The sequence below is a fragment of the Bradyrhizobium sp. CCGUVB4N genome (assembly GCF_024199945.1).
GTDB lineage: Bacteria > Pseudomonadota > Alphaproteobacteria > Rhizobiales > Xanthobacteraceae > Bradyrhizobium.
Window position 1 is genome coordinate 4669391 of sequence record NZ_JANADP010000001.1, and the last position, 17824, is coordinate 4687214.

Consider the following 17824-nt stretch of genomic DNA (forward strand, 5'->3'; position numbering starts at 1 on the left):
GTCAGCCCTTGATCTCCTCGATCTTGAAATCGAGCTTCATTCCATAGACGGTATCCGGGCCGAACCATTTTGCAAAAATCTTGCCGGCCTCACCGGACGCATCCAGCTCGGTCAGCACCTTGTTGACCTGGTCCTTGAAGGCGGCCTCACCCTTGCGGACGCCGAGTCCCCACGGTTCGACGAAGACCGACTTTTCGACGATCGACATCGGGGCGGATGCCTGCGCCTGTTTACGGAGCTTCACCAGGATCAACTCGGAAGCGCAAAAGCCGTCGACCTTTCCCTGAACGACCGCGAGGAAGGCCGAGGATGAATCCTGAAAGGTCACGGTTTCTGCCGTCGGTATGACACGCCTGACGCCCTGTTCCGAAGACGATCCCTTGAGCGCGCTGACCCGCTTGCCCGATAATTGCTCGAGGGTGGCGATGCCGGAATCGGCGGACACGAGAACCTTCTGCTCGCTGACGAAGTACGAATAGCTGTAGTCGATCTGTTGCGCGCGTTCCTTGGTCCAGCCGAGATTGGCGGCGAGGATGTCGACCCGCCCCTGCAACAGCTCGGGGATGCGGGCCTCGACGGCCATCGGCTTGAGCTCGAGCGCGACACCGAGCGAGTCTGCGACCTTGCGGCACATGTCGACGTCGTATCCAACGATCTCCCGCGTCTTCGGGTCCTGGAAGCTGAACGGCTCGGCCGTGCCGAGCGTCCCACAGACCAGCTTGCCGCGGCTCTTGACGTCCGCGAGCTCGTCTGCCTTTGCCGCGCTGACAACGCCTGTGAGGATCAGGAGTCCGGCGGCGGCGACCTTTGATAATCTCATGGCTCTCTCCTTCGTCCTTCGGCGGTTAGCGCAAGGCCGCACAGGTTCGCGCGAGCCGCGTGCAGGCTTCCTCGATCTTGGGCAACGAGGTCGCGATCGACATTCTCAGATAGGATGGCATGCCGTAGGCCGTTCCATCGATCACGGCGACGCCGGCAGCATCGAGAAAGTGCATCACGACATCCAGATCCGTCTTGAGGATCTTGCCCTCGGGCGTAGTCTTCGCGATCAGGCCGGCGCAAGACGGAAACACGTAAAAGGCGCCGTCGGGCGGGAGGCACGAGAGGCCGGGAATGTCGTTGAGCATGGCGACCGCACGATCGCGGCGACGGCGATACATCTCGCGAGCCTCCGCGACGAAGCCTTGATCGCCTTCCAGTGCGGCGGTCGCCGCTGCCTGGCTGATTGCCGACGTGCAGGACGTCGACTGCGACTGGATCGTGTTCATGGCCGAGATGAGCTCTGCGGGTCCCGCGCCGTAGCCGAGCCGGAAGCCCGTCATGGCATAGGTCTTGGAGACGCCGTTGACCAACAGAGTCCGCGTCCTCAGTCGAGGCTCGACGGCAACGATGCATGGCGTTGCCCCGCCATCGAACCGGATGTGCTCGTAAATGTCGTCGGTCATGACCGCGACATGGGGGTGCCGCAGCAGCACCCCGGCGAGCGCGGCTATCTCGGCAGCGGAATAAAATGCACCGGTGGGATTGCAGGGCGAGTTCAGAATGAGCCAGCGCGTCCGTGGCGTGATTGCTTTCTCGAGAGCCTCGGCCGACAGCTTGAAGCCTGCGTTCTCGCCGCAGCTCACGATCACCGGAGTGCCGTCGCAAGCCTCGACCATGTCGGGGTACGAGACCCAATAGGGGGCGGGGACAATCACTTCATCGCCGGCTCCGAGCGTGGCGGCGAGTGCGTTGTAGATGACCTGCTTGGCGCCGCCGCCAACGGAGATCTCGTTCATGGCATAGTGGACGCCGTTTTCGCGGGCGAGCTTTGCGATGATCGCCTTGCGTAGTGCCGGCGTTCCGTTGACCGGTGTGTAGCGCGTCTCTCCCGCTTCGAGCGCGGCTGTAGCTGCGTCACGGATATGCTTCGGCGTATCCAGATCAGGCTCGCCGGCGGTGAGATCGACGACGTCACGGCCCTCCGCGTGGAGCTGCCGGACCCGTTCCCGCGCGACCATGCTCGGTGACGGCTTGATCCGTTGAACCCTCGGGGCGAGGGCGATGGCGCTAGTGCTGCTCATGACGTTGCCCCTTGGGCAGGAGAGTTTCCGGTGCCTATGTAGGAATTGTCGAGACGGCCCTCGCGGATGGCGGCCAACGCGCCGGCTTCGCGCGCTTCCTGCTGTCTGACCCGGTCGAGCAGCTCCGGGGCAACGGATCGCTCGAAGGCCACGACACCATCCTCATCGCCGAGAATGACGTCGCCCGGCATCACCACCATGCCGTCGATCGAGACCGGCACGTTGATCTCTCCGGGGCCTGATTTGTACGGACCGCGATGCGTGACACCGCGCGCGAAGCAGGGAAAGCCAGCCTCGGCGAACGCGGCGACATCGCGGATGGCGCCGTCGATGACGAAGCCGGCGACTCCCATCGCCTTGGCGCGCGTCATCATGATCTCGCCGACCAGGGCCTGGTTGAGATCGCCACCACCATCGACCACGAGCACGTCGCCCGGCCGGAGCAGCTCATACGCCTTGTGCAGCATGAAATTGTCGCCGGCACGCGTCTTGACGGTGATCGCCGTGCCGATCAGGCGGGCGTTGCCATGGAACGGGCGGAGCGCGCGCGTGCCGTGCAGCCGGTTCATGTTGTCGGACACGATCGCGACCTGCTCCGCGGCAAAGTCGGCGATGATTGCAGGCGGGACCGAGGGCGGCGAGGGAAGCAGTCGATGGCCGGGCAGGAGCATGGGGCAAAACCGATGGGCTGTGCGCTGGAGCGCAGATTTCGCGTGAAGCCTGCCCTGCGGTTGACTTGAAGAAAAGTGAATATTTTTCTACGTATTGGATCACGTTTTTCGATTTATCGGGGGCGATGCCATGGTGAGCCTGACACTGAAGCAGGTCGAAGCCTTCTACTGGATTGCCGAATTGGGCGGGGTGGTTGACGCCGCGGAGCGGCTGAACCTGGCGCAATCGACCATTTCCAAGCGCATCGCCGAGTTGGAAGCTGCGATCGGGAGCACGCTGTTCGATCGCAACAGTCGAACGATCAGCTTGACGCGCAGCGGCGAAAATCTGATCGAGCTCGCGGCTGAGCTGTTGCAGCTCGAGGCGCGAATGCGCCAGGTCGCAGCAGGGCCGCTGGCTTTTAGCGGTGCCTTCCGGTTCGGTGTCACCGAGCTCGTGGCGCTGACTTGGCTCCCGAAACTGATCGTGGCCATGAAGGAGGCCTATCCGGCGGTCATTCCGGAGCCCGAAGTCGAATCCAGTGTCGTGCTTCTCGACAAGCTCGCCGATCGCCGCCTGGATCTTGTCATTGGTCTTGATCCGCCGGCCAGTGCCGACTTCAACGCGCTGCCGCTCGACAGCGTCACGTTGCAATGGATGTCGGCGCCTGGCGTCGGGCCGAAGGCCAACGAGGCCGCGCTCGAGGAGATCGCGCAATATCCGATCCTCACCCAGGGAGAAGGATCAGGCTTGCAGAAGCTCGTCCTGGATTGGCTGGGCGGGAGCGGCATCAAGCTCAATCGCGTCGTCAAGTGCAACAGTCTCAGCGTGCTCTCGGCGCTGGCGGTGGCCGGGCTCGGCATCACCTTTCTGACCGAGCAGTATTTCCGGCATGAGATCGAGATCGGTCTATTGCGTACGATCAGAACGTCGCCGCCCATCCCGCAGATCAGGTATTTTGCCGTGACGCGTACGGACATCGTCGATCCGTTGGCCGGGCAGATCGCACGGATTGCTCGTGAATGCTGTGATTTCTCGCTTCGAGGCCTATCGGCGCGGCGGGGGGCCGACAGACTCAGCCCGCGCTGAGCCGTACGCCGGCGCGCAAAAACTTCTGCGGGTCGACGGCTTCGCCATCGATGCGGGTTTCGTAGTGCAGATGCGGCCCCGTTGAACGTCCCGTCGAGCCGACCAGGCCGATGACCTGGCCGATCTTCACGATCTCGCCGACCTTGACGTTGATCTCGGAGAGATGGCCGTAGCGGGTCGAGAGCCCGTTGCCGTGATCGACCTCGACCATGCGGCCATAACCACCGGACCAGCCGGCCGAGACCACCTTGCCGTTGGCGGTGACGCGCGCGGGATCGCCGGTCGCGGCACGGAAATCGAGTCCGGTATGCATCGCGGGCCGGCCGAGGAAGGGATCGCTGCGCACGCCGAAGCCGGAGGTGAATTCGACCTCGCCGACGACAGGCTTGCGATAGGGCACCTGCGCCAGCGTGCGGTTGAGCCGGTCCATCTCAGCGCGGGTGGTGCTGATGCGATAGAGCTGCTTCTCGAACGGGCCCGCATTGGCCGTGAGCTTGACCGGCACGAACGGGCCGCCCATCGCGGCGCGCGGCACCGCCGCCTCGAGAGTGGCCATGTTCAGGCCGAGGTCGCTGACCACGCCGCGCAACCGCCGCATCCGCGAATCCATGCCTTCCTCGACGGCGCTGAGCGCCGCAACCTGGCGGCGCTCGACCTGATCGAGCGAGGTCGTCAGCCGGACCAGGACGTTGTCAAAGCCCTGGTTCTTGGCGAATTGATTGACCGGCGGGGCGATCGCGGCCGGCGCACGCGATTCGAGCCGCGCTTCGCGGTCGGGCGGCGCCACGAAGATCACGGTGTCGCTGATCGGCGACGGCTTTGGCGTGCCTTGCGTCGTCTGGTTCGCGTCGCCACGCTGCGGCGTCGAACGGGGAATCGATCCGGTGACGTCAGGCATGGCCCCCAGCGCCGTCGCCCGGGACTCCAGCGCCGTCTGGCGCTTCATGATCTGGTCGAGCTTCTGGTCGAACTGCTCCTGGTCGAGCAATTGCCGGCTGGTGGTGCGGTCGACCTTGGCGCGCAACTCGGCGATGCGGTCCTCATAGGCGTATTGCATCTCGGCCTGGCGGGCGATCAGCCGGGTCAGAACGTCGTCGCGGAAAGCGAAATAGGTGGCGGTCGCCGCCGACCACAGGCCGAGCAGCACGACGGTGCCGACCACGATCCAAAACACGACAGGCCCGAGGCGAACCTGCTTGCCGTGATGCACGATGGTGTAGGCGTCATCGGCATCGGGCAGGGGAATCGCGGCGGCTGCCGCAGCAGCGGCAGGACGGCGATGGAAGGCACGTCCGTGGTCGTGGGGATGATGCTGGGGGTACTGCGAGAATTGGGCAGAACTTTTCGACATCGGCACTCCCGCGCCGGTCGGAACGGTTCCTTACGGCCTAATTGCCGCAGCAATCTGGGCCGGTCATGGTTAATTTTCCGGAAACGGGAACGCTCGATTTTAACGGGCTGGTTAAAGACTTCTTGCCGCGAGCAGCACCTCGTCGGCATGGCCATCGACCCGCACGTTGCGCCAGATCTTGGCCACCTTGCCGTCGGATCCGATCAGCACCGTGGTGCGAAGAATCCCGAGGAAGCTCCTGCCATACATGGATTTTTCGCCCCAGGCGCCATACGCCTCCAGCATCTCGTGCTGTTCGTCCGAGATCAGGGGGACGCCGAGGCTGTGCTTGTCGCGGAACTTCTCCTGGGCCTTTAACGGGTCGGCCGAAATACCCAGCACGGCAGTGCCGGCAGCCGCGAAGTCGTCCTTCAGTCGGGTGAAGTCGATCGCCTCGCGGGTGCAGCCCGGCGTGTCGGCGCGGGGGTAGAAGAACAGGACGAGCTTCTGGCCGGCATAGTCCTGGAGGGTCACGACGTTGCCGCCGTCGCGAGGGAGGCGGAAGGCGGGCGCCTTCTGGCCCTCGGCCAGAGACTTTGCCGACGACGGTTTTGCCGAAGCGGCGGACGCCGACGCGGAAGGCTTAGAGGCCTTTTCAGAAGATTTTAACCGTTTCGATGCGGCCTTATGCGATGCTGCCTTGGCGGTTGCTTTGCCTGATTTGCTTGCCGATGCCGGCTGTGTTTTCGCGCCACTTGCTTGAGTCGATGCCCGTGTTTTCAGGGGCTTCTTTTTAGCGGTCGAACTGCCGGAGGGCGTTTTGGACGATTTCTTTCGGGATTTCTTGGACATACGCCTTCCTTTCGTCGCTTTCGGCGGGTCAACCAAAGCGGTATTGCAGCTCTCGTCCGGTGTGCCGGATTCGCGCCCTCGGCTGGGCAATTTTGGCGGCGACGGAGTATGGTTACAAGGAATTCCACGCACCACCCCACTGCTCGTTGAACGCGCTCCCGGGGCGAAATGACGAACAGCAGGAACATTCGAGGTATGGCGGCAATGCCGGGGCGGGGAGCGTCGATTCCCGTCGACGGCTGCGGTCCCGGCGGCGCTCAATCCTACGACGGGCGCCTGTATCGAGAGGCAATGGCTAGGAATACGTCGCCCCAGGATCACAATCGGGACTTCGATCGGCACGGCGGCCATCACGAGCAGCCGGAATGGCACGAGGACGACTGGGATCAAGACCAGGAAGAGGAAGCGGGACATCGCGCGCGCCGCCTGTTGTCGCGTTCCAACTCGCGCTTTCGCGTCGGTGACGGTTTCTCTTTGTTTCGGCGGGCGCTGCCGAGCGGACGCTGGCTGCGCCGGATGTCCGTCGTCCTCGGCGCATTGATCGTCATCTTCGTCGGTTGTTTTGGCGCGCTGTGGTGGCGGCTGGGCGCCGGTCCCATCAACCTCGACATGGCGACGCCCTGGCTCGCCGCTGCCATCGAGGACAATATCGGCCACGGCAATACCGTGGAGGTCGGCGGCACCCAGATCGAGCGCGCCGGGCGGGTCCGGATTGCCGTGCGCATCCGCGACATCATCGTTCGCGATCACGACCATGCCATCGTCGCCAGCGCACCGAAGGCCGAGGTGCGGCTGTCGGGGGCAGCACTTCTCACCGGGCACCTGCGCGCCGAAAGCCTCAACCTCGTCGATGCCGAGCTCGCGATCCGGATCGCACCTGACGGGACGGTCACGGTGTCCGCCGGCGACACGGCGAAGCCGCTCGCAACCGGCGTCGCGTCCAAGAAGGAAGCGGGCCTGCCGCCGACATTCCCGCGCAACGGCGTTCCGCCGCCACCGTTCGGGATGGCGCCTGCAACTCCGGACGCGTCCCAGGCCGCAGCTCAACCTGCCGCTCAGAGTGGAATTCTTCAGGGCCTCGACTGGCTCGACAGCTTGAGCTTGACCGGCCTCGACGGCCAGAACCTCAACGAGATCGGTCTCAAGAACGGCAATCTGATCGTCGACGATCAACAGCGCGGCAGCAAATGGACGTTTGAGAACATCACGCTCAGCCTGCGCCGGCCGAGCCATGGCGGCGTCGCGCTCAGCTTCGGCGAAGAGGGCGCGCGCCCGTGGTCGCTGCGCACCACGATCGGGCCGAGCGAGAACGGCGTGCGCTCGATCGATATCCGCGCCGACAAGGTGTCGACCGCCAACATCCTGCTGGCGCTGCGCGTCAAGGACTTCACCTATACGGCCGACCTGCCTCTGACCGGCGAGCTCAAGGGTGAGCTCGGCCGCGACGGTGTGCCGACATTCTTCCGCGGCAAGGTCGCAATCGGCGCGGGCAACATCATCGACACCGACACGCCCGACTATCCCATGGCGATCGACTCGGCCGAGATCAACGTCGAATGGGATGCGGGACGGCGGGTGCTGGTCGCACCGTTCAAGATCCTCTCCGGCGCCAATCGCCTGACACTGCTCGCCCATCTCGAGCCGCCGAACGGCACCACCAATGACTGGCAGCTCGGCTTCAGCGGCGGCTCGATCCTGCTCGGCGGCATCGACAACGAGCCGCCGCTCGTCTTCAACCGCATCGCGATCGGATTCCGCTTCGACACCGATCACAAGCGCATGCTGCTGACGCAGGCCGACATCTCCAATGGCGAGATCGGTGTCGCCGGCACCGGCGCGATCGACTATTCCGGCGAGCCGCGCCTGACGCTCGGCTTTGCGGGAACGCCGATGTCGGCCTCGGCCATGAAGCGGATGTGGCCGACGCTGGTGGTGCCCGAGTTGCGCCAATGGGTGATCGAGCGGATCGAGCGCGGCACGCTTCAGCGCATCGAGATCGGCATCAACTCGCCGACGCGCAACCTTCCGCGCAAGGGGCCGCCGATCCCCGACGACGGCCTGTCGGTCAACATCGTGGCGAACGGCGTCGCGGTCCGCCCTGTGGACGGCATGCCGGTGGTGCACGATGCGGACCTCAAGGCGCATGTGACCGGACGCACCGCCACCGTGAATATCGGCCAGGGCGTTGCCGACACGCCCGCAGGTCGCAAGGTCACGATCTCCGACTTCACGTTCGAGGTGCCGGACATGGCGCCGAAGCCGTCGCCCTCGCGGACGCGCTTCCGCGTTGATGGTCCGGTGCCGGCCGCTGCCGAAATGCTGTCCAACGACCGGTTGAGCGATCTGTCATCGACCGTCGTCGATCCCAACACCAGCAAGGGCACGTTCACGGCGAACATCCAACTCGGCTTGCCGGTCAAGGGCGAGCTGACCAAGGCGGACACCGTCTACGCCGTCACCGCCGATCTCAACGGCTTTGCCGCCGACAAGCTGGTGATGAACCAGAAGCTCGAGGCCAACAACCTCAAGATCGTCGCCAACAACCAGGGTTACCAGGTCAAGGGCGACGTCAAGATCAACGGGCAGGCGGCCTCGCTCGACTACCGCAAGGCGACCGATGGCGATGCCGACGTCAAGCTGCAGACGACGCTGGACGATGCCAGCCGTGCGCGGCTCGGCTTCGATCTCAGTCCGGCCGTCAGCGGGTCGGTGCCGGTCAAGGTGTCGGGCAAGATTGCCGGCGGGCCCGAGCAGACGACGAAGCTCGGCATCGAGGCGGACCTGACTTCGGTCAAGCTCGACAACATCCTTCCCGGTTGGGTCAAGCTGCCGGGCAAAGCGAGCAAGGCGACGTTCAAGGTGGTGCCGACGGCACAATCGACGCGGCTCGAGGACATCGTCATCGACGGCGGCGGTGCCTCGATCAAGGGCTCGCTGGAAGTCGACCCCAACGGCGACCTCATGAATGCGAATTTCCCGGTCTATTCGCCGTCCGACGGCGACAAGACGTCGCTGAAGGTGGAGCGCGGTCAGGACGGCGTGGTCCGTGGCACAATGCGCGGCGACGTATTCGACGGTCGTGGCTTCCTGAAGTCGGCGATCTCAGGCAATTCCAAGGACGACAGCAAGAGCAAGCTCAAGAACGTCGATTTCGACATCGATGTGAAGCTCGGCACGGTCGCCGGATTCAACGGCGAGACGATGCGCAGCGTCGACGCCAAGATGTCGAAGCGCAGCGGGGCCATCAAGGCGTTCTCGCTGAGCGGCAGGATCGGTCAGAACACGCCGGTGGCAGCCGATCTGCGCGGCGGGCGTGCGCAAGGCAGCCGCGAGGTGATCTATCTCCAGACCAACGACGCGGGCTCGCTGCTGAAATTCACCGACACCTATACCAAGGCCGTCGGCGGCCAGATGGTGGTGGCGATGGAGCCGCCGACATCGGACGCGACCACGGCGCGCGAGGGCCTCATCAACGTGCGCGACTTCACGGTGAAGGGCGAGGCGCAGCTCGAACGCGTCGCCGCAGGCGCGCCGAACGGCACTCCGGGCGGCGGTGGCGTTTCCTTCAGCGCCTTGCGCGCGGAGTTCACCCGGCAGAACGGCGCGCTCACGGTCCGCGACGGCCTGGTCAAGGGGCCGATGATCGGCGCCACCATCGAGGGCTCGATCGACTATCCCGGCAATCAGGTCTGCATGAGCGGCACCTTCGTGCCGATGTATGGCGTGAACAACATTTTCGGCCAGATCCCGTTGTTCGGCCTCTTCCTCGGCGGTGGCGACAAGGAAGGGCTGATCGGCGTCACCTACGAGGTCGTCGGCACGCCTGCGGCTCCCGTGATGCGCGTCAATCCGATCTCCGCGATGGTGCCAGGCGTGTTCCGCAAGATCTTCGAGTTCAACACCGGCAAGCAGAACATGCCGATCGACGAACTGCCGTCGTCGCAGTCCGGCGACAGTTCGACGGGATCGGCAAGGCCGCTGTCGAGCGGTTGCAGCGTCGCGCGGCGTTAGCCGCGAGTCCGTTCTATCGGGGCGGGCCCTGAAGTCTCCACAGCGTCATGGCCGGGCTCGTCCCGGCCATCCACGCATTCTCTAGCAGCACAAAGAACGTGGATGCCCGGGACGAGCCCGGGCATGACGACATCTTGTGAATGCTTATGCGACGAGCCGCGTCGTCTTACGCCGCGCGCACGCTCGCCAGGAATGTGCCGACTTCGCCCGAGAGCTGCTCGGCCTGCTTGGAGAGGTTCGACGCGGCCGCGAGCACCATGCCGGCGGCATTGCCGGTCTCGTTGGCCGCCGAGCTGACGCCGCCGATATTGGTGGTGACTTCCTTGGTCGCCTCGGCGGTCTGCGAGACGCTGCGGGCGATCTCGGCGGTGGCCGCACCTTGCTCCTCGATTGCGGCGCCGATCGAGGTGGCAATGCGGCTGACCTCCTCGATGGTGGCGGTGATGCCGCCGATGGCGTCGACAGCTTCCTTGGTTGCGCCCTGAATCTGGGCGATCTTGTCGCCGATCTCGCGGGTGGCCTCTGCAGTCTGACTTGCCAGCGATTTCACTTCGGAGGCGACGACGGCGAAGCCGCGACCGGCTTCACCGGCGCGTGCGGCCTCGATGGTGGCATTGAGTGCCAGCAAATTGGTCTGCGCGGCGATGCTGGAGATCAGCTCGGCGACGTGCTCGATCTGCTGGGCGCCGTCGGATAGCGCGCGCACGATGGTGTCGGTGTGGCGTGCGCTCTCGACCGCGCGGCCGGTGACTTCGGCCGATTGCGCGACCTGACGGCTGATTTCGGTGATGGAGGAGGAGAGCTCTTCGGCGGCGGCGGCGACCGTCTGAACGCGTTGGCTGGCTTCGGTCGCAGCCGAGCCGACCACGGCGGCGCGGCGGTTGGTGCCCTCGGCGGTCGACGACATCGACTTGGCCGTGGTTTCCAGCTCGCCGGAGCCCGAGGCCATCAGACCCACGAGCTGACCGACGGACGCATCGAAGCGATCGGCGAGGGAGATCAGGGCGTCGCGCTTTTCCTGCTCGCCGCGGGCCTTGGCTGCGACCTGTTCGGCTTCCAGCGTGCGCGCCGTCAGGGCGGTCTGGCGCAACACTTCGAGCGTCTCGGCCATGCGGCCGATCTCGTCGCCGCGATCGGTCTCCTCGACCGGCTTGTCGATGGCACCGTCGGCGATGTCCTGCATCCGGGTCTTCTGGCGGTCGAGCGCGCTGAGCACGTCGCGGGCGATCAGCCAGGACAGCGTCGCCATCAGCAGCATCAGGCCGGCGCCGATCGCGGCGAGCTCGAGCGTCAGCGCACGCACGTCGGCGTCGATATCGTCGACGTAAAGGCCGTAGCTGATCGTGGCGTTCCAGGGCGTGAACTGGCGGACGAACACGGTCTTGCGGACGGGCTCGGTCTGACCGGGGCGAGGGTAGAGATAGGATGTCACGCCGCCCTGCGGCGCCTGCCTGGCGGCGTTGAGCTGAGCATCGGCAATCAGGACGCCATTGGAATCCGTCGCGCCTGTGATCTTGCCTTCGAGCTGGGGATTGGCGCCGTTGACAAGGATCGACGTGTCGGAATTGTAGACGACAGGATAGCCCTGGCCGCCGCCGAACTTCATGTTGCGGGCACGCTGGCGAAACTGCAGCTTGGCGTCGTCCACCGTCATCTTGCCGGCGGCCGCGTCATCCTGGAAAGTCTGTGCGAGGCCGTGGAGCAGATCGACCGCGGCCTTCATCTGCTGGACCCGGTCGTCCATCATGCGGCTCTTGCTGAGGACGGTCGATACCGCGATGATGGCCGTGACTGTCAGAGCTGCGAGGCAGACCATGCTGGCAAGCTTGGTCCGGATCTTCAGATGGTTCAGCAGCTTCATCACAGCCCCTACGGAATGGTTGTTATTGTCATCATCCGTAACATCAAGTTCTTACCAATCATGAAGATGGACGCGCCGCGGCCGGCCGCGCGAGGGACTCTTCGCAGACCCATGCGCAACGGTGCAGGCAAATGGACACGCTCTGTTGCGCGTCCGTATATTTGCGGGAGGATGTCGATCTCAGATTTTGGTGGTCATCGCACCTGGCCGGACCCGCAATGAACCGATTCGTTCACCGCCTCATCATGTCCGTGCTGCTTGTCGCGGCCCTCGTTCTGATCTGGAACGTCCTGGGCTCTCGCTGAGACGGCGCCGGCAATGGCCGGCGCCGTCCTCGTTTTGCGAATTGAGCGCGCGCGTCAGCGCCGCGCGAAGGCGCCGCTCGGTGCGTCGGTCTCCTTGCCGATCAGCGCATCGACGCTGACCGAGCCGCCGCCCGCTGCCGAGATGTAGAGGCAGGCGAAGCAGAACAGGATCGCAGCCGTGCCACCGTTGAGCAGCGGCAGGAGCACCGGCGTGCCGGTCTTCATCACGTGGCCCATGAAGTAGGCGAAGGCCATTTCACCCGCCAGGATGAACGCCGTCAGCCGCGTGAACAGGCCGAGCATCAAGGTCGCGCCGAGCACCAGCTCGAGCGTGCCGGCCACATAGATCAGCGGCGGGATGTCGGCGAAGTAGGGGAGCACCGGGAACTTGAACAGCTTGGCGACACCGTACTGGAACAGCAGCAGTCCAGTGATGAAGCGAAACAGGCTCAAGAGAACCGGCTGAAAGCGAGTGAGATAAGGAAAGTTCATTGGTTTGTGCCCTCCATCCAATGCTGCGACTAGGACCGCATTCAATTCCACCCTGCAAGCTGCGCCAGGTCAATTTGCGCTGACTTTTTTGTCATGTCGGACAAAACACCGCAGGCTGTGATTTCAGCCGCGTGTCGACAGCATTTTTTCAACGTCTACGCGCCACGCCCACCCGTAGTTCCCCGGTGTCGCGAATGAGTGCAGGTTACTTCCGGGAGACCTATCGCCGCAAGGCGGGCACGATCAGGAACGGGATCATCCCGAGGATCACGTTTGCAAGTGCGAAGACAAGCAGCGCATTGTAGCCGTGGGTGGCATCGTGGATCAGGCCGCCGCTCCAGGAGCCGAAGGCCGAGCCGAGTCCGCTGCCGATTGAGATCGTGCCGAAGATGGTGCCGACCCTCTTGCCTCTGAAGATCTTCATCGCCGTTGCCGTGATCAGCGGCCCACGCGAGCCCATCATGCTGCCGAAGCAGACGACGAAGCCGGTGAGCAGGATGACATTCGGATAATACTGAAGCAGCCAGAGCAGGACAATGCCGAGGATCGAGATCGCGTAGCTCAGCAGCACCGAGGGACGGCGTCCGATCAGCCCGTCGAGCGCGGAGACGCCGATCATGCCGAACACCAGCACGACCCCCGAAAAGCCCCAGGCAGTCGCGGCCTGCAGCGGCGGGAAGCCGGCATCGATCAGATAGGCGACGATCTGCGCGGCGATACAATACATGCCGACCGCGGTGAAGAAGAAGGTCGAGAACAGCGCCCAGAACGCGTGGTGACGCATCGCGCTCACGAGCGTCCAGCCGTGGTCGACGAAATCAGGATCGGTCTTCTTGGCAACATACGGCGAGCCGGCCGCGAAACTACGCCAGGGCAGCAGCAGCAGCGGCACCAGCAGACCAAGTGTAGCGAAGCCGTAGACCTGATAGGTCTCGCGCCAGCCGAGATGATCGATCAGGAGCTGCGAGGCCGGCAGCAGCGCCAGCACGCCGCCGCCCATTGCCGAATACACCACCGCCATCGCGGTCGGCAGCTTTGGCCCGAACCAGCGGCCGAGTAGGATCGAGTTCGGCACATTGCCGATGAAGGCAACGCCAATACCGACGCACAAACCGATCGAGAGCTGGAATTGCCAGAGCGCCTGCGCATGGCCTGCGATCAGGAACGCGGAGCCGAGCAGCAACAGGCCGAGCGCATAGACGATGCGCGGTCCGGAATGATCGAACAGGCGGCCAACCAGCGGCGCCGTCAGTCCGCTGATGAGCCAGGTCAGCGAATAGATCGAAACCACCTGCGCGCGGTCCCAACCAAAATTTTCGGAGATCGGCTTGAGGAAGACGGTGAAGCTTTCGCTCAAGCCGCGGCCGAGCACGGCCAGCGTGAAGCACAACGCGAGCACGACGAGCGCGGTTCGTACCGCGTCCTGCTGCATGTTCCCCTGTTCGCTGGGCGTCTTCTGATCCATTGCCATCAGGGAGCGCGCTTCGGCGCGCCCTGACAAGCATCAAAAGCTCATACGCCTATGCAGGCTTGAGCAGGACGTGCTTCTTCTTGCCGAAGGACAGCTTGATCACGCCTTCCGGCGTCAGACTGGCCGCTGACAGCGCCATCTTCTCGTCGGTGACGGATTCGTCGTTGACGCGGAGGCCGCCACCCTTGATCTGACGGCGTGCCTCGCCATTGGAGGCGACGAGGCCCGCCTTGACGAAGGCGTTGAGCACGCCGAGGCCGGCCTCCAGCTCGCCGCGCGGAATTTCAACGGTCGGCAGGCTCTCGGCGAGTGCGCCTTCCTCAAAAGTGCGGCGTGCGGTTTCGGCCGCTTCGTTTGCTGCGTCGCGACCATGCAGCAGCGCAGTCGCTTCCGTCGCGAGCACCTTCTTGGCCTCGTTGATCTCCGAGCCGCCGAGCGCCTCGAGCTTCTTGATCTCGCTCATCGGCAGCGTCGTGAACAGTTTCAGGAATTTGCCGACGTCGGCGTCCTCGGTGTTGCGCCAGTACTGCCAGAAGTCATACGGCGAGAACTGGTCGGCGTTGAGCCACACCGCGCCTTGCGCGGTCTTGCCCATCTTGGCGCCCGATGCCGTCGTCAGCAGCGGCGTGGTCAGCGCGAACAGTTGATGCGTGCCCATGCGGCGGCCGAGATCGACGCCCATGATGATGTTGCCCCATTGGTCCGAGCCGCCCATCTGCAAATGGCAGCCGGTCCGCTTGGCCAATTCGACGAAGTCGTAGGCCTGGCAGATCATGTAGTTGAACTCGATGAAGCTCATCTCCTGCTCGCGCTCGAGGCGCAGGCGCACGGAGTCCATCGACAGCATGCGGTTGACCGAGAAATGCCGGCCGACGTCGCGCAGCATCTCGATCCAGTTGAGCTTGGTCAGCCACTCCGCATTGTCGAGCATGACGGCGTCGCTCTTGCCGTCGCCGTAGCGCAGCACCTTTGCGAACACGCCGCGGATCGAGGCCTTGTTGGCCTCGATCTCGGCGACGGTGCGGATCGCGCGCGTCTCGTCCTTGCCGGAGGGATCGCCCACCATGGTGGTGCCGCCACCCATCAGCGTGATCGGCTTGTTGCCGGACTGCTGAAACCAGTGCAGCAGCATCATGGTCAGGTAGTTGCCGATGTGCAGCGAAGGAGCGGTGCAATCGTAGCCGACATAGGCGATCGCCTCGCCCTTGGCGGCGAGCGCGTCCAGCCCCTCGAAATCGGAGCACTGGTGGATAAAACCACGTTCCTGCAGGGTATTGAGGAAATCCGATTTAAATGCAGTCATCTGTCGGCGTGCCTGACAATTCTTGGTTTACTGTTTCGGGCGCAATTTAAGCGTCCTTCTATGGGAACTCGATTGCCGCCCGCCACTTGGCGCTGTGGCATTATAAGATGTGTCCCTCTGGCACAAGATCGGCATGCCGGAGGGGGTGTTTTGAGGACGCTGATCCCATGATGTTGACGGCACTCGGTTTGATGAGCGGCACCTCGCTGGACGGGGTGGACGTCGCGCTGATCGAAACCGACGGAAAGCAGGTGAAAGCGTTCGGACCGTCCGGCTACCGGCCCTATAGCCCGGCCGAGCGCAATCTGCTGCGCCAGGCGCTGTCCGAGGCGGTACACTTGCCGCAACGCGATGCCCGGCCGGGAATCCTGGCCGAGGCCGAGCGCGCCGTGACGTTGGCGCATGCCGAGGCGGTTGCCGCGTTCGTGGCCCAGAACCGGATGAAGCCGGAGGATATCGACATCGTCGGCTTCCACGGCCAGACCGTGCTGCACCGTCCCGAGCGGCGCCTGACGGTGCAGATCGGCGATGCGCCGGCGCTGGCGAAGGTCATCCATATTCCCGTGATGTACGACTTCCGCGCTGCCGACGTCGAGGCCGGCGGGCAGGGCGCGCCGCTCGTGCCGGTCTACCACCGGGCGCTGGCCAATTCGCTGGCGCGCGAAGGGCCGATCGTCGTGGTCAATATCGGCGGTGTCTCCAACATCACCTATATCGACGGCAACGACACGCTGATTGCTTGCGACACCGGCCCCGGCAACGCGCTGCTCGACGATTTCATGTACCGCACCATGAACCAGGCCTTCGATGCCGAGGGCAAGTTCGCAGCCCTGGGCAAGGCCGACGAGGCCTGGATCGCGCGGGCGCTGGAGCTGCCGTTCTTCGCAGTCCCGCCGCCGAAATCGCTCGACCGCAACGACTTCGCCGCGGTCAAGCTCGGCGATGTCCAGCCGGCCGATGGGGCTGCGACGCTCACCGCCTTCACCGCGGCCGCGATCGCCCGGATCATCCCGCTGCTGCCGCGGCGGCCGCGGAGCTGGATCATTTGCGGCGGCGGCGCCCGCAACCTCACCATGCTGCGGATGCTGCGGGAGCGGGTCGGCGCGGCAACCGTCGAAGCCGCCGAGACGCTGGGCTGGGCCTCCGACGCGATCGAGGCGCAGGCCTTTGGTTTCCTTGCCGCGCGTGGCCTCAAGGGCCTGCCGCTGTCCTACCCGGCCACGACAGGCGTGCCGATGCCGATGACGGGCGGGGTGATCGTGCGGCCCTAAAGGCGACTGCCGGCGGTCACAGTAGGTTGATGCAGTTGCATTGATCTTGACGGTTGCATGCAAGTGCATCTATCTTGGGTGCAGTTGAATCCAACCGCCGGGATTAGCCATGACCGCTTCGCTCAAACTGATCAGCCACAAGCTTTGTCCGTACGTGCAGCGCGCGGTGATCGCGCTCAAGGAGAAGGGCGTGCCGTTCGAGCGGGTCGACATCGACCTCGCCAACAAGCCCGACTGGTTCCTGAAACTGTCGCCGCTCGGCAAGGTGCCGGTGCTGGTGGTTACGACGGACAAGGGCGAGGTCGCGCTGTTCGAGAGCAACGTGATCTGCGAGTACATCGAGGAGACGCAAGCCGGCGCGAAGCTGCATCCGATCGATGCGCTGAAGCGGGCCGAGCACCGGGCCTGGATGGAGTTCGGCTCGGCGATCCTCGGTGATCTCTGGGGGCTGGAGACAACGGCGGATCCGGCAACGTTCGAAAGCAAGCGCCAGGCGCTGGCGACGAAATTCGCGCGTGTCGAAGCCGCACTGGGCGCGGGACCTTATTTCGCCGGCGAGGCATTCAGTCTGGTCGATGCAGTGTTCGCGCCGGTGTTCCGTTATTTCGACCTGTTTGATGAGCTGACCGAGCACGGTATCTTCCGTGATGTGCCGAAAGTGCGCGCGTGGCGGAGCGAGCTCGCGAAACGTCCGAGCGTGCGCACTGCGGTCGGAGCAGACTATCCGCAATTGCTGCGCGCCTTCCTCGTGCGCCACGACGCGCATCTGCTCAAGCTCGCGGCCTGAGCACACGCCGATGTCGCAATCTCTGGCCTGGTTGATGCTGGTGATCGCCGGCGCGCTCGATGTCGGCTGGGCGATCTCGATGAAATATGCCGAAGGCTACACGCGCGTCGGTTGGAGCATCGTGTCGCTGGTGCTGCTCGCCGCCTTCGTGTTCCTGCTCGGGCGTGCCTTGAAGGTGCTCGAGGTCGGCGTCGCCTATTCGGTGTGGACCGGCATAGGCGCCGCGGGCACCTTCATGATGGGCGTCGTGCTGTTCGGGGAAGCACTGAGCGCGATGAAGCTTGCGGGCATCGCGCTCGTCTTGATGGGGATCGCCGCGCTCAAGCTGGCTTGAGCCG

The 17824-nt window shown here is 64.4% G+C and carries 14 protein-coding genes; 5 read left to right on the forward strand and 9 right to left on the reverse strand.

The window, feature by feature from the left end:
- Position 1 precedes the first annotated feature (1 nt).
- The 3 genes from NLM31_RS21280 to NLM31_RS21290 are packed head-to-tail and all read right to left on the reverse strand — an operon-like array spanning position 2 to position 2734.
- Positions 2-820, reverse strand: coding sequence for an ABC transporter substrate-binding protein (locus NLM31_RS21280; RefSeq protein WP_254193539.1), 819 nt, complete (start codon positions 818-820; stop codon positions 2-4).
- 25 nt (positions 821-845) lie between these two features.
- On the reverse strand, positions 846-2063 hold the full coding sequence (locus tag NLM31_RS21285; RefSeq protein WP_254193540.1) for an aspartate transaminase: 1218 nt from the start codon (positions 2061-2063) through the stop codon (positions 846-848).
- Positions 2060-2734: an RraA family protein gene (locus NLM31_RS21290; protein WP_254193541.1), complete on the reverse strand. Its 675-nt coding sequence runs from the start codon at positions 2732-2734 to the stop codon at positions 2060-2062. Before NLM31_RS21290 ends, NLM31_RS21285 begins: the two co-directional genes overlap by 4 nt.
- A 130-nt stretch (positions 2735-2864) precedes the next feature.
- Here NLM31_RS21290 and NLM31_RS21295 point away from each other — a divergent pair, with 130 nt between their 5' ends.
- Positions 2865-3803, forward strand: coding sequence for a LysR family transcriptional regulator (locus NLM31_RS21295; protein WP_254193542.1), 939 nt, complete (start codon positions 2865-2867; stop codon positions 3801-3803).
- Here the strand turns inward: NLM31_RS21295 and NLM31_RS21300 are convergent.
- Complete coding sequence (locus tag NLM31_RS21300) at positions 3790-5154, reverse strand: M23 family metallopeptidase (protein ID WP_254131213.1); 1365 nt, start codon at positions 5152-5154, stop codon at positions 3790-3792. The two genes, NLM31_RS21295 and NLM31_RS21300, sit on opposite strands and share 14 nt — an antisense overlap.
- A gap of 111 nt (positions 5155-5265) precedes the next feature.
- Positions 5266-5985, reverse strand: coding sequence for a peroxiredoxin (locus NLM31_RS21305; protein WP_254193543.1), 720 nt, complete (start codon positions 5983-5985; stop codon positions 5266-5268).
- Between the two features lie 204 nt (positions 5986-6189).
- On the opposite strand from NLM31_RS21305, the gene NLM31_RS21310 reads away from it, so the two are divergent.
- A complete protein-coding gene (locus tag NLM31_RS21310; RefSeq protein WP_254196241.1) occupies positions 6190-9996 on the forward strand; it encodes an AsmA-like C-terminal region-containing protein in 3807 nt (1268 codons plus the stop codon).
- Positions 9997-10162: 166 nt separating this feature from the next.
- On the opposite strand, the gene NLM31_RS21315 is transcribed toward NLM31_RS21310, so the two are convergent.
- The 4 genes from NLM31_RS21315 to tyrS all read right to left on the reverse strand — a co-directional run bounded on the left by NLM31_RS21315 (position 10163) and on the right by tyrS (position 15428).
- On the reverse strand, positions 10163-11857 hold the full coding sequence (locus NLM31_RS21315; protein ID WP_254193544.1) for a methyl-accepting chemotaxis protein: 1695 nt from the start codon (positions 11855-11857) through the stop codon (positions 10163-10165).
- 359 nt (positions 11858-12216) lie between these two features.
- Positions 12217-12654 (reverse strand): DoxX family protein, encoded by a 438-nt coding sequence (locus NLM31_RS21320; RefSeq protein WP_254193545.1) that lies wholly within the window; start codon positions 12652-12654, stop codon positions 12217-12219.
- Between the two features lie 220 nt (positions 12655-12874).
- Positions 12875-14119 carry an MFS transporter gene (locus tag NLM31_RS21325; RefSeq protein WP_254196242.1) on the reverse strand — a complete coding sequence of 415 codons (1245 nt, stop codon included), beginning with the start codon at positions 14117-14119 and terminating at the stop codon, positions 12875-12877.
- Between the two features lie 55 nt (positions 14120-14174).
- Positions 14175-15428 (reverse strand): tyrosine--tRNA ligase, encoded by a 1254-nt coding sequence (tyrS, locus tag NLM31_RS21330; protein WP_254193546.1) that lies wholly within the window; start codon positions 15426-15428, stop codon positions 14175-14177.
- Between the two features lie 167 nt (positions 15429-15595).
- On the opposite strand from tyrS, the gene NLM31_RS21335 reads away from it, so the two are divergent.
- From NLM31_RS21335 to NLM31_RS21345, 3 genes are all read left to right on the forward strand, one after another.
- Positions 15596-16699: an anhydro-N-acetylmuramic acid kinase gene (locus NLM31_RS21335; protein WP_254131219.1), complete on the forward strand. Its 1104-nt coding sequence runs from the start codon at positions 15596-15598 to the stop codon at positions 16697-16699.
- A gap of 109 nt (positions 16700-16808) precedes the next feature.
- A complete protein-coding gene (locus tag NLM31_RS21340; RefSeq protein ID WP_254131220.1) occupies positions 16809-17486 on the forward strand; it encodes a glutathione S-transferase family protein in 678 nt (225 codons plus the stop codon).
- A gap of 10 nt (positions 17487-17496) precedes the next feature.
- Positions 17497-17820 carry a multidrug efflux SMR transporter gene (locus NLM31_RS21345; protein WP_254131221.1) on the forward strand — a complete coding sequence of 108 codons (324 nt, stop codon included), beginning with the start codon at positions 17497-17499 and terminating at the stop codon, positions 17818-17820.
- Positions 17821-17824: the final 4 nt, after the last annotated feature.

What these genes read in the sequence shown, in the direction of transcription:
- NLM31_RS21300 (WP_254131213.1), bottom strand. Translation starts at nt 5,154, where the DNA reads ATGTCGAAAAGTTCTGCCCAATTCTCGCAGTACCCCCAGCATCATCCC.
- NLM31_RS21335 (WP_254131219.1), top strand. Translation starts at nt 15,596, where the DNA reads ATGATGTTGACGGCACTCGGTTTGATGAGCGGCACCTCGCTGGACGGG.
- NLM31_RS21290 (WP_254193541.1), bottom strand. Translation starts at nt 2,734, where the DNA reads ATGCTCCTGCCCGGCCATCGACTGCTTCCCTCGCCGCCCTCGGTCCCG.
- NLM31_RS21325 (WP_254196242.1), bottom strand. Translation starts at nt 14,119, where the DNA reads ATGGATCAGAAGACGCCCAGCGAACAGGGGAACATGCAGCAGGACGCG.
- NLM31_RS21320 (WP_254193545.1), bottom strand. Translation starts at nt 12,654, where the DNA reads ATGAACTTTCCTTATCTCACTCGCTTTCAGCCGGTTCTCTTGAGCCTG.
- tyrS (WP_254193546.1), bottom strand. Translation starts at nt 15,428, where the DNA reads ATGACTGCATTTAAATCGGATTTCCTCAATACCCTGCAGGAACGTGGT.
- NLM31_RS21315 (WP_254193544.1), bottom strand. Translation starts at nt 11,857, where the DNA reads ATGAAGCTGCTGAACCATCTGAAGATCCGGACCAAGCTTGCCAGCATG.
- NLM31_RS21345 (WP_254131221.1), top strand. Translation starts at nt 17,497, where the DNA reads ATGTCGCAATCTCTGGCCTGGTTGATGCTGGTGATCGCCGGCGCGCTC.
- NLM31_RS21295 (WP_254193542.1), top strand. Translation starts at nt 2,865, where the DNA reads ATGGTGAGCCTGACACTGAAGCAGGTCGAAGCCTTCTACTGGATTGCC.
- NLM31_RS21280 (WP_254193539.1), bottom strand. Translation starts at nt 820, where the DNA reads ATGAGATTATCAAAGGTCGCCGCCGCCGGACTCCTGATCCTCACAGGC.
- NLM31_RS21340 (WP_254131220.1), top strand. Translation starts at nt 16,809, where the DNA reads ATGACCGCTTCGCTCAAACTGATCAGCCACAAGCTTTGTCCGTACGTG.
- NLM31_RS21285 (WP_254193540.1), bottom strand. Translation starts at nt 2,063, where the DNA reads ATGAGCAGCACTAGCGCCATCGCCCTCGCCCCGAGGGTTCAACGGATC.
- NLM31_RS21305 (WP_254193543.1), bottom strand. Translation starts at nt 5,985, where the DNA reads ATGTCCAAGAAATCCCGAAAGAAATCGTCCAAAACGCCCTCCGGCAGT.
- NLM31_RS21310 (WP_254196241.1), top strand. Translation starts at nt 6,190, where the DNA reads ATGCCGGGGCGGGGAGCGTCGATTCCCGTCGACGGCTGCGGTCCCGGC.